The sequence below is a fragment of the Pseudoalteromonas sp. MMG022 genome, from assembly GCF_021654245.1.
In the GTDB taxonomy this organism is placed as follows: domain Bacteria; phylum Pseudomonadota; class Gammaproteobacteria; order Enterobacterales; family Alteromonadaceae; genus Pseudoalteromonas; species Pseudoalteromonas amylolytica.
The window spans coordinates 20,112-33,553 of record NZ_JAKFZQ010000001.1; the positions used below are offsets into that span (position 1 = coordinate 20,112).

At 45.0% G+C, this 13,442-nt stretch carries 3 protein-coding genes; all 3 read left to right on the plus strand.

Annotation, left to right across the window (positions count from 1 at the left end; translation table 11 throughout):
* The first annotated feature begins 58 nt into the window (after nucleotides 1–58).
* The 3 genes from L1070_RS00105 (at nucleotide 59) to L1070_RS00115 (ending at nucleotide 13,442) form a co-directional block, all read left to right on the plus strand.
* Entirely contained in the window at nucleotides 59–1,522 is a 1,464-nt protein-coding gene (locus tag L1070_RS00105) for a metallophosphoesterase (protein ID WP_237123985.1), read from the plus strand.
* Nucleotides 1,523–1,714: 192 nt separating this feature from the next.
* Nucleotides 1,715–2,497 (plus strand): sporulation protein, encoded by a 783-nt coding sequence (locus tag L1070_RS00110; protein ID WP_237123986.1) that lies wholly within the window; start codon nucleotides 1,715–1,717, stop codon nucleotides 2,495–2,497.
* An 877-nt stretch (nucleotides 2,498–3,374) separates the two neighbouring features.
* Nucleotides 3,375–13,442: a non-ribosomal peptide synthetase/type I polyketide synthase gene (locus L1070_RS00115; RefSeq protein WP_237123987.1), complete on the plus strand. Its 10,068-nt coding sequence runs from the start codon at nucleotides 3,375–3,377 to the stop codon at nucleotides 13,440–13,442.

Sequence of the window (13,442 nt, forward strand, 5' to 3'; positions counted from 1 at the left end):
TGTGAAAATGGCATTGTATATTAGACTCTATACGAGATTTTATTAAAGGAATGCTGCGATGCGATTACCCACACTAATTATCACCTCATCTTTTTTACTTGGCTGCATGGAACAAAGTAACAACCAACCATCAGCATCTAACCAAGATACAACCCCCGTGGCAGCTTATGCCATGCTGGCACCTGGAAAGATTGGACAGACCTTAATATATGGACGGGTTGTTGTCCCGCAGGTGTTGAATGATGACAAGTCCTGCCCAGCCTTACAGGGTGATGATGGACGGATTATTCGAACCAAAAGGCGAAACTTTAGGCCTGATGTAACGTTATTTCCTGTGACTGTATGTGAGGCAGTATTAGCGCCAAATACGAGTTACACAGTACAGGGTAGTACCTTGCGTCTTGCTGAAACGACACTCGCGCCGAAGCACATTCAAGTGTTTGGTGACACTGGGTGCAAGGAAAAAGTGTGCGACAACACTCCTGCCGAGCCGTTCAAAACACTGGCGGATCTAGCTTCACAAAGCAGCAAAGATCTTATATTGCACATGGGTGATTTTAACTATCGTGGCACTTCAGGCAGCATCAGCGCAGACACGTATGCATATGACGCAGGTGATGGAGGGTATGGGGGGCCAACATGTGGGCTTGAAACTACTTACTACAGTCAAAACGCCAACAATAGCCCCAGACCAGACAGCTGGAACAGTTGGCAGGTGGACTTTTTTGAACCTGCTAGCAAATTAATGACAACCGCACCTTGGGTATTTGCAAGAGGAAACCATGAATTATGCTCAAGAGCTGGGGTGGGGTGGTTTTATTTTTTTGGACCCGGGGCGCAATTTGATGACTCAGTTACGCAACAGGCTTGTCCAGATCAAGGGAATTATAATAACCCGCCAAAAACTGCTGCGCCTCATATTGCCATGATAGAACCCTATGGCTTAGAACTGGACGGTTTGAACTTATGGGTATTCGACTCTGCCAATGCCTGTGATGCGCTGGCAACAAATGATTTAACCGCGCAATATACAGCACAGTTTGAACAACTAAACACCTTTGCTGATTCTGACAATGCAACTTGGATGATGACTCACAGGCCCATATGGGGACTTAATAGCGCCACACCTTTGGATACGCTTAATATTCAACTGCAAACCGCACTCGCTAAAACGAAACAAGGTGTATTGCCTTCTCAAGTGGAATTGTCTCTATCCGGTCACATGCATATTTATCAGTCGGTTACATTTGAGCAAAACAGTCAAAGACCACCGCAAATCGTTGTGGGCAATAGTGGCGTTAGTTTGAGCAGCGACAGTGGTAACGAAAGTGTGACTGCCACTATCGATTCGCTGCAGGCAATGACCAATACGCAGGGTAAGTTTGGCTACCTTTCGTTGACAAAAGTCGCTAATACAAAACAATGGACAGGTGAGTTCATAGATACGCAAGGCGCTGTATTTATTACATGTAGTCTCGAAAGTGCCAAGCAAGGGCTACCTGTATGCGATAAAGTTAATTAACCCTTAATGATCACAGGTAAATAGCGCAACAATCATGGCTATAAAAATATTTATTATTGAATTTGATGTGCTCAAACATAGTGTATTCAAAGCTTATACCATGTCTTGTTGCGCTTTAAACTTTGCTATATGACAATACCTTACGAGAAGGTAGACCCACATACACGATATTTTTAATATAGAAGGATGAATATGTCGTTTTTTAAAAAAGTCTTAAGTAGCGTAGGTATTGGCGCCGCGAAGATAGATGCCGTATTAGAACACCACCAAGCAGCTCCAGGAGATGAATTAACTGGGGTGATTAAAGTGGTTGGTGGTAGTGTTGCACAGGAAATCAATAAAATTGACCTGGATGTGGTATGTAATTATACCGTTGAAGTTGAAACAGAAAATGATGACGTTGTCACTGAAGTGCGAGAGTACACTTTGGCGCGTTTTGTGTTGGACGAGAAGTTTACAATTGAGAGCGAACAGCACAAGGAATTTCCCTTTGTATTGGAGCTTTCTGAGGATACGCCACTTACTGTTGGTCACTCTAAAACTTGGTTAGAGACCAATCTCGATATAGATATGGCGCTTGATAAGTCAGATAAAGACTATGTGCACGTGGTGCCAAATACGCTCCAACAGGCGGTAATAGATACATTAGGAAGCCTTGGTTTTAAGTTGTATGAGGCTGACTGTGAAGGTATCGATTCAATGTCTTTTGCAAAGCTTCCATTTGTGCAAGAGCTTGAATTTAAAACCATTGGTGGTCAATTTCATGGTCACTTCGACGAAGTTGAGGTAGTATTTTTTAATCGAGGTGAACAATTGGAAATCATTTTTGAAATTGATCGTAAAGCCAGAGGATTGGTTGGGTTCTTCAAAGAAGCGATGGACTTGGATGAGTCAAAAGCTAGATTACTCATCAGCTTTGATGATCTCCCTCACTTAGCTGATATGATAAACCACCTATTAGAGCAGCACTGCTAGATTAAGGCATCAAACTAATCGGCGGACTTGCCTAACCTGAACTCGGATAAGCTGCATGCTATCGCACTATGCTTTTGTTTATTTCTGCATCTTGAGTTCAGGTGACCTAATTTAATAGCGGGTTTTCACTTAGTACCCTATAGGTCAGCTTTGATAACATTAAACGCTCAACAAGACTCCCCCATAGTTAGAAAATCTACACGTTCAAAAAAGCCAAAGTACATTAATTGTCACATGATTACGGCAATCTCTTAAAAACTAAAAAACGTCTACACGAGCATCGCCGATCTTCAATATCAAATTATTAAAAATTTCATAAGCCTGAAATAAGCTAAGCAAAATAATATAGTTAGGCTACACTTTTCTAAAAACAACGGCTAAAGCTGGTTGATGGCGAAATTTGATTATTTTTACAAGTGGTGTGATCAACACGGACGGCTGGTATAACAACCGTGTAAGACACTGTAATTTACCTAACCTTAGTGATTTTATACTATATAAAGGTAAACTAAATGCACAAAGATTTCCTTGGTGTTAATTTTTTGTATTTATTTCTTTATTAGTTTTCTGGGTGTGGTAACATTCTGTTCTAATAGGTAATTTTTTAGACCGTTAAGTTTTCGAAATTGTTTGTGGTGCCGTAGCAGTTTAATACGAGATTTACGATTTCTGCTTAGCAAATATTGTAATTAACACGATAGTTTTACGTGTTGATTGAAGTAGTTGTAGTAATAAGAAGCAGTTGATTAGAGAACACTTTCTCTGATTATTCTTAGTTAGCACTCAATGGATGTTTTGCATATATGCATTTGTTGATCTAAATGAATTAGTTGATTTTTATCAATTGTAAGATCGTAAATGTGCGGTGTTGCCATTGATGTCACTTGGCGGTAGCCACAGTGATCTATGTGGTAATACGGTACTTATCGTTGATGGGCATGGAATGAATACAAACATAGTAGCGTCTTTAGTTTCATTGGCTAAAACGCGTGGCGATGATGTCGCATATCAATATTTCTTCGAAGATGAGCAAGCAAGCAAAACCCTTACCTACGCACAGCTAGACCAAAATGTAAGAGAGATTGCATCTCAATTAAAGATCCACTTTAAAAAAGGCGACCGAGCCTTGCTGCTTTACAACTCGGGTTTTGAGTTTGTTGAAGCATTCTTTGCCTGTTTATATGCGGGCGTTGTTGCAGTTCCAGCGTACCCCCCGAAGAAAAATCAGAATATTGATAGACTGCGTAGCATTATAGTAGACGCGGGCGCCACAGGTGCGTTGACCACAAGTAGGATCAACGACATCGCAAGACCGCTTTTTGAATCTGAATCAAGCTTGACGGCATTACCCATTTACACAACAGATGTGCGAAATAGCGAGTTTGTTGAACCACTTGCTTGGCAAGACATTGATATTAAAGATAGCGATCTTGCCTTTTTGCAATATACATCAGGCTCTACTGGCAACCCAAAAGGGGTGATGGTCGACCACGCAAATATCATTGATAACGAACAAATGATGAAGCTTGCATTTGGCCACGATGAAAACACGCCGATTGTGAGTTGGCTCCCGCACTTTCATGACATGGGCCTTATCTTTGGGATCATGCATCCTATCTATATCGGTGCACCTGCCGCATTGATGAACCCAACTTACTTTTTGCAAAAGCCAGTACGTTGGTTGAAGTTACTTAGCGAAACAAAAGCTTTAACCTCCAGTGCGCCTAATTTCGCATATGATTTGTGCGTTGATACGGTTAAAGATGAAGAACTCGCTACACTAGATTTATCACACTGGCGCTGTGCGCTCAATGGCGCTGAGCCTGTTCGAGCCAGTACGCTTGAGCGCTTTTATCAAAAATTTAAACGTTGCGGCTTAACGCGTCAGAGCATTTCCCCATGTTATGGCATGGCTGAAACCACATTATTTGCCACAGGTGGACGCCTGTCACAGCTGACCAAGGTACTAAAACTCGATGCGGAGCAAATGCACCAAGGTAAGGCGGTGTTAGCCGAGCAGTATCAACAAGAACAGCCTTTTTACGATTTGCAGGCTGAGGATAACGAACAAGCATACCATGCTATATCTTGTGGCGTGAGCTGGCAAAATCACACAATTGTTATTGTTAACCCAGAATCAAAGCTGCGCTGCGACGAAGGTGAAATCGGTGAAATATGGGTAAAAGGGGCAAGTGTTGCCAAAGGGTATTGGCAAAACGAGCAAGCAACCGAAGAAACCTTTAATGCCTTTATTGCTGATGAGCATGATGGCCCATATTTGCGTACTGGCGATCTTGGATTTATGTATCAAGAAGAGCTTTATGTGACTGGTCGTTGCAAGGATGTGCTGATTTTCAGAGGGAAAAATTATTATCCTCAGGATATAGAGCTGACCGTTACAGAAGCACACGATGCGCTAGATAACAACGGAGGCGCAGCATTTTCGATAACGACCGATAATGGTGAGCAAGGGTTGGTGGTTGTGCAACAGGTTAAGCGCACAGCACTTAGAAAGCTCGATGCACAGCAAATATTTGCAGCGGTGACTCAAGCTATCATCGAGCAGCATGGCATTACCCCTTATGAGCTTGTACTTATTAAACCTGGAAGAGTGTTAAAAACCTCTAGTGGTAAGATTCAACGCCAAGAAAATAAACGCCACTATCTAAATAACGGCTTCGAGAGCGTGGCTCGAAGCCGTGATATACCGCATACACAGGCCAACACATCGTCAGTTTCCGTCAACGGCGCAAGCGCTAACAAAGCAATGCGAGATGCAGTGCAAAAGGTGCTAAAAGAGGTGATAGCGCTTGAGGTGGATAAAGACCCTAAGTCTCTTGATATTGATGCAACGTTTCAGTCGTTGGGTATTGATTCTATGAAAGCTGTGCGTATTTCCGGTGAATTAATGGAAATTCATAACATAGAACTTGAAGCCACAGTGTTATATGAATACCCAAGTATTGCGCAGCTGACGCAATACCTTTGCGAATTTGAGTCGATACAACAGGCATTCCAACACTCTGACAGGCAAGTAAAAAGTGAAAATGAAACGGCTAAGTCAGATATCACTCAACCAGCAAAGCAACAAAACATATCTGACGATGCACAGGGTGATATCGCCGTCATCGGTATGGCATGTCGCTATCCACAGGCAGAGGGCTTAGCTGCGTATTGGCAGTTACTGGTTGATAAGGTTGACGCCATCAGCAAACCCTCTGTAGAGCGCCTTTCATTGTGTCAGCAATTGGATGCACATCGTATGGGCGGCTATCTGGACGATGTCGATTGCTTTGACCCAGCGATGTTTGCGCTCTCCCCAAGCGAAGCGAAATTTATCGACCCCCAGCACAGAATACTACTTGAGACCACTTATCATGCTATGGAAGCGGCGGGCTATCGACCCGAGGAATTAGCGGGCGAAAATGTGGGCGTGTATGTTGGTATTTCACAAAATGACTACTTTCTATTGTCACGACAAGCTCTGTCAGAAAACCCTTATTTAGGCACGGGGACGGCGCTAAGCATTGCTGCTAACCGTTTGTCATACACCTACAACTTTACAGGTCCAAGTGTCGCTGTCGATACGGCGTGCTCGTCGTCTTTGGTGGCTTTACATCAAGCGATGCAAGCGATACGTAATAACGAAATCCCACTGGCGTTGGTATCTGGTGTCAATTTGATCTTAAGTAATGAGGTGACTGATGCCTGTGAAAGCGCACAGATGCTCTCAGCCGACGGACATTGCAAAACTTTCTCACAAAGCGCCAATGGTTATGTACGAAGCGAAGGGGTAGGGAGTGTTTTACTAAAACCTTTGGCTCAGGCTGTAAAAGATAATGACCCAATCTACGGTGTACTCAAAGGCAGTGCAGTCAATCAAGATGGCCGCAGCAATGGCTTAACAGCGCCTAATAGCGGTGCCCAGCAAAAAGTGATCAATGCTGCTTTGGACAATGCGCTTGTTTCAGGTGGCGATGTCCAGTATGTGGAAACTCATGGTACGGGTACAGAGCTTGGAGACCCTATTGAGGTCTCTGCGCTAAATAAAACATATGGTGTTCATAAAACCAGTTCTCAGCCGCTCATACTCGGCTCAACAAAAGCCAATATTGGTCATTTAGAATCTGGTGCGGGTATTGCTGGGCTTATCAAGGCGTTACTGTGTTTAGAAAATAAACAAATCCCTGGGCAAAGATACGTAGAGCAACTTAATCCTCATATCGCGTGGGATAAAATGTCGCTGACGGTAAAAAGTGATCTTACTGCTTGGCCTGAACACCCAGGCAAGGCAGCAATGGCAGGGGTTAGTTCATTTGGATTTGGTGGTACTAACGCCCATGTGATCTTAAGTGAAGCACCTGTGCAAAAGGCTGCCAAGTTGGATTTATCAGCAACAAACACGCCTTATATTTTGCCGTTGTCAGCCAAATCTGAAGCATCACTTGCAAAACTCAGCGATAAATACGCACAAACATTAAGCACCCTCAGTAACGAACAGTTTGATGCTTTAATTTATACCGTAGCGCATAGGCCTTTTATAAAAGGCTTCAGGGCTGGAGTGTACGCAACATCGCGTACGCAATTACTTGAGAACTTAAAACAAGGCGTACACCAAGCATCAAAAGATAGTGCCAACAAACCAGACCTTGTCTTTTTGTTTACTGGGCAGGGGGCACAGTACCACGCGATGGGCAAGGCGCTTTATGATACGCAGCCCGTGTTTAAAGCGGCGATAGACAAATGTGATGCGCTGTTGTCTGACAAGCTCGGTGAGCGCCTGTTGGATGTGTTGTATGGTGATGACACAGATGAACTGTTAGATCAAACTAAGTGGACTCAGGTTGCTATTTTTGCCATTGAATATGCACTGTGTGAGCTTTGGATAAGCCTAGGAATGACGCCAGACAAGCTAGTCGGCCATAGTGTGGGGGAATACGCAGCAGCCTGTATTGCAGGTGTGTTCTCACTGGCAGATGCGATTAAGCTCATAAGTGCACGCGCGCAACTTATGCAGCAACTTGAAGCAACAGGGAGTATGGTGTCAGCCCGTTGCGAAGAGTCGCTGGCTGAAGAGTTAATTAAACCTTTTAGTCAAGAAGCTGCCATTTCGGCCTATCACGGTGAAAGTGGAGTGGTGTTCTCTGGTAGCGATGAAGCCATACAGAAAATTAGTGAGCAACTAACGCAGCGAAGCATAAAATATAAGGCATTGAACACGGCGCGGGCCTTTCATTCTCCGTTGATGCAACCTATGCTTGCAGATTTTAAAGCCGTTGCCGAAACGTTGAATTATGCACCGCCACGCTACGAGTTTATATCGAGCGTAACGGGACAGAGCGAACACGAAGCATTGTGTCAGCCAGCATATTGGGTTGAGCAGATAACCCAGCCTGTTCGTTTCGCTAAAGCGCTTACACCTCTAGCATCGTTTGAATATTGCTGTTTAGTCGAGGTAGGACCAAAACCTGTACTTAGCACCATAGTTCAAGAAAACCTACCAAGAGCAAATTGCGAATACATTAGTGTTTTACATCCCAAAGGTGATGGATTTGAACGCTACGGCGCGGCTATTGCTCGAGCGTTTGAACTTGGCGTGGATCTTAACTGGTCCACAATATACCCCGCTTGTGATGTACAAAGGCAACCCATTCCTAGCTATCCTTTTGCTAAATCGCGCTTTTGGGTCGTGGGGGATTCATCTAATCAAGAGATTGCTGACTCACAAGTACAGCCTCAAGGTTCTACGCAGTCACGCCATGAGGCTATCAGCGGGTTCGTTCTCAATACGTTGTCATCGCTTTTATCTATGCCTGTAACTGATATTGATACTCAGCAGCCTTTGTTAGAAATGGGCGTGGACTCTTTGATGATCATGCAGGCGGTTAGAACTTATGAAAAAGAGTTTTCGTTAGAGTTCAGTGTTAGGCAGTTTTATGAAGAGTTAAGTACTGTTGAGCGCTTAGTCGATTACATAGAACGCCACAGCGACTATCAAAGTACGCCAGAACTGTCGGCACCAACAGAGGTGGTTGCACAGAGTCATAACGACATTACCGCAGCGAGTAACAATTCGACGCATGCTGTAAACGAACAAATTTTGACAGCAATCTGTAAAGAGCAATTGCAGGCTGCGGCAAGCGTTACCTCAGAGCAGGCAAGGTTAAGTGTTGATGCTGTAAGCGCTAGACAACTGCAAATGTTGCAGGGTTTTGCGCTCACACAAACGGCTTCTACAGAGATGCAAACGACAAATCTAGCAACTGCAAAGCCCAAAGTTTCTAAAATCGCCGCTTCGGTAAGCCCACAAAACACCAGTGTGCTGCCAGGTTTTGCATCAAAACAGCTAAGTGCACAGCAAAGCGGTGAGGTTAGCAAAAGTTATCAAGCGCAGTTGGCAAAAAGCTATTGCGAAAAAACCTCTAGCTCAAAACAGCTGGTTGGCGAGCACCGTACACATCTGGCAGACTGCCGTGCTTCGGCAGGGTTTCGGTTGTCGAGTAAGGAAATGCTGTACCCAGTGTTTGGAAAACGCTGCCAAGGTGCGCGTATTTGGGATATCGATGACAATGAATATATTGATATTACCATGGACTTTGGGGTTAACCTGTTCGGTCACAAACCGGAATTTATCACTCAGGCGATGTACGAACAAATCGACTCAGGATTACAGCTGGGTTTGGCAAGTCCTTTGGCCTGCGATGTGGCTAAGCTTATCAGTGAGCTGACTGCTTTAGAGCGGGTTACATTTTGTAATTCGGGAACCGAGGCGGTGATGACTGCGGTTCGTTTAGCCCGTACCCACAGCAAAAAAGACAAAATTGTTCAGTTTAATGGCGCTTATCATGGCCATTATGATGGCACGCTGGCCCACCCAACGCCGGCTGGTGATGATGTTGAGCCAATGTGTTCAGGTGTACGCCATGGGGCAATTGAAGATAATTTAGTGCTTGATTACGGCAGCGAACATGCTTTGGACGTTATTCGTGCTCAAGCGGATTCTATCGCTGCGGTGTTGGTGGAGCCTGTGCAAAGTCGTCACCCTGAACTGCAGCCTTGGGCGTTTTTACATCAGCTACGAGCATTGACCAAAGAGTTGGGGATAGCCTTAATTTTCGATGAAATGATCACCGGCTTTAGGGCACACCCAGGTGGGGTACAAGCATTGCTCGGTATTCAGGCTGATATGGCGACCTATGGCAAGATTGTTGGCGGCGGAATGCCCATTGGTGTGGTTGCAGGCAGTGCACAATACTTAGATTGTATTGATGGGGGGGCTTGGCAATACGGCGACCAGTCATACCCACAAGTTGATACCACGTTCTTTGCGGGTACATTCTGCAAACACCCATTGGCGATGGCGAGCGCAAAAGCAGTACTGAGTGAAATTAAAAAGCGCGGCGCACAATGTCAGGAGCAAATCACTGAAAAGACCACGTATTTAAAACAAACGCTGAACACATTTTTTGAATCTAAAAATATCCCCATTAGTATTGAGTCGTTCGCGTCTTTGTTCCGTTTCAGATTTAACCAAAACTTGGATGTGTTCTTCTATGAAATGCTCAACCGTGGGGTGTTTATTTGGGAAGGCCGTAATTGCTTCTTAAGTGATGCTCACAGCGATGCCGATGTAGAGGCTATCATTCAAGCGGTAAAAGACAGCGTATTGGCGCTTCAACAAGCGGGGTATTTCGGGCCGGTGGACTTGAAGGTGTCCGCTGGGGCTAACGAGTTTGCGCTCACCGAAGCTCAGCAGCAGCTGCTTGCTTTGGCCCTTCGTAGTGAAGAGGGCGCTAAAGCGTATCACCTGCAAGCGACACTCAAGCTCCAAGGCGAGCTTGATAAAGCACAGCTTCAAAACGCGGTTGCTCGAGTATATCACACTGTGCCGATCCTCACTTATGGTGTAAATACCGACAAGCTGTGTCATCAGAGATTGGAAAAGCAAACACCACAACTTGACGTTATTGAACTCGGCCAGGGAGATAAAATTGGCGAACAATTGCAAATGCTGCGCTATAGGCCGTTTGATTTTGAGCGCTCAGGCTTATGTCGTTTTACATTAATTGCAACTGATGAAAACACCCACTATTTAAGTGTGGTTGCCCACCACTTGTTGTTTGATGGCATTGCAATGGCGCAGTTACTTGAGTATGTCGCCAAGTTTTATTGCCAATCTTTCACCGCAACTAGCCAGCAAGTCGTACACTTTAGTGATTATGTTGAAGCCTTGGAAGAGTATCGTGCATCACCAAGTTTTACGGCAGATGAGCAGTATTGGCGAAAGCAATTGGCGGATTGCCCAAGTGTGTCTTTACCAAAAAGTGCTAACAACATTCAAACAACACACTATGCGGTAGATAGCTTAAAGTACATAGTTGGCAGTGATGCTATCAATAACATTGCTACATTGGCCAAACGCCAAGGCTGTGGTCAATTTGCAAGTTTGCTTGCGATATACATGTTGTGGCTGCACAAACTCAGTACAGAATCCGTTGTTACTGTGGCTATTCCCGTATCAGACAGACAATTGCTAGCAGGGAGGCGTGACTCTGCGTTACTAGACCAAGCGCTTGTAGGGTATTGCACCAATATTTTGCCTATCTCAGTGAATGTAGGTGCATGCCAAGACGTTGGAATATTGATAAAAACTGTTCAAGCTCAACTGCTTGATGCGTTTGAACATCAACACTATCCGTATTCGGCACTCACTCAGCAAGCGGTTAATTTACCAGCAACATTGTTTAATTTAGACAAAGTACAGAGCTTGCCTGATTTTACTGGTTTGATGACTCAAGATATAAGTAGTTCGGCTCAATATGGACAATTTGAACTGAGCTGTAATCTAGTTTGTATCGAGCAACAATGGTCATTACACATAGAGTTCAACCAAGGCAAATTTGAACGAGATATGGTTGAGTGCCATGTGCAAAGCCTGATGTCACTGCTAAGTGAATTACAATGTGATGATGCTTTGTCGAGCAGGACTTGTTCATTACTTGGCAAACAGGAATATCATTCGGTGTTGCTTGAGCCATTGCAACACGGTCAACATAAGTTCCCAAGCAATAGCAGTGTTATCAGTGACTTTGATAAAGCTGTAACACGTTTTCCCAAGCACATAGCACTACAAAGCGAGCTACAGAGCCTGAATTATCAGGAGCTTGATGAGCGAGTTAATCAAATGGCTCATTATCTGGCGCAAAAAGGAGTATCGGAGGGACAACTAATCGCCATAGCGTTGCCAAGACGCAATGAATTACTGATCACTTTGCTGGCGGTTATGAAGCTTGGGGCTGCGTACTTACCTTTAGACTTAGCTTACCCAGAATCGCGTATCAAAGACATTCTTGAGGATGCTACCGTCAGCATGCTGATATGTGACAGCCAAAGCGCTGACAGTGTTATCCAGCAAAGCGACTACATCATAGCGGATATCGACAACGATGCGCAGTTGATAGCAGCGCAAAACAGCACGTCTTGTTCGGTAGATTTAACTCCTTCGCATCGTGCGTATGTTATCTACACGTCGGGCTCCACAGGTAAGCCAAAAGGCGTTGAAATTAGCCATGGTGGTTTGGTTAACTTGCTTCGAGCTATGCAAGCTGAGCCTGGAATAAGCGCTAACGACAAGCTGCTTGCCGTTACCACTATCGCGTTTGATATCGCCATGCTTGAGCTGTTTTTGCCGCTAACGGTTGGGGCCACAACGGTCATTGCGAATGAGCAAGTTTGCAGCGACCCACAGGCAATTACTGCACTTATCAAAAACAATGACATCTCCGTCATGCAGGCAACGCCAACGCTTTGGCGACTACTACTCAATACCGAGCCTAGCTGCGTCAACGGGTTAAAGGTTTTGTGTGGTGGAGAGCCATTAGATCAAGCGCTTGCCTGGCAGGTTATGGAAAATGGTGGTGAGCTTTGGAATATGTATGGGCCAACAGAGACAACCATTTGGTCAGCGGTCAGCCACATCAATGATGCTCAACACATCACCATAGGTGATGGCATAGCTAATACCAGCCTGTTTGTTATGGATGAGCAAGCACAAGATCAGGCATTGCCATTACCAATTGGTGTATGGGGTGAGCTGTGGATTGGTGGCGCTGGTGTTGCTATGGGCTACCTCAACAGAGCGGCGCTTACGAGTGAGCGTTTTGTTAATCATAATTTTGCAGCACAACTTCAACAGCGCCTTTACAAAACAGGTGACAGGGCAAGGCGTTTAGCAGATGGTCGTATTGAACTACAAGGGCGACTTGATCAGCAGGTCAAACTCAACGGGCATCGTATCGAGTTGGGGGAAATCGAATACCATATTTCTCAGTTGCTTAGCAGTTCATACGTCAAGGTACTCATTGTTGAGCTGAGTGTCGGTCACAACGCACTGTGCGCTTATTGTCTGGCGTCTGAAGAACAGCAATCACAGTGGACGTTACCTATGCTGCGTCAGCAGCTCGCACAGTACTTACCGAGCTACATGCTGCCTGAATACTTGTGCTGGCTCGAACATTGGCCAACCACGGCCAATGGCAAGCTCGACACGAAGGCGTTACCCGAGATACAGGTGCAGCAGGCGCAAGATGTTGAGATGCGATTGCCACAAACCCCCAGTGAAGAAACGCTATTGCAATGCTATGCAAACATTTTGCAGCGCGAAACCCTAGCTACCACCCAGAGCTTTTTTGACATCGGTGGTAATTCGGTACTTGCCATGCAACTGGTATCAAGTATCAACGCGGCTTTTGGGGTGCGTATAACGGTTGCTGATGTATTTGATTACCCGAGTATTTTGCAACTGGCTCAGCGTATTGATGATTTATTAAGTGCACGAGCTGCCGCAGGTGCTTCTGTGAACGTACAGCAGGTGAGCGATGTGGTAAGCGGCCGTGATATCAGCGACGCGTTAGCGGATCAATCCATGACGGAGATGGACTTGTAA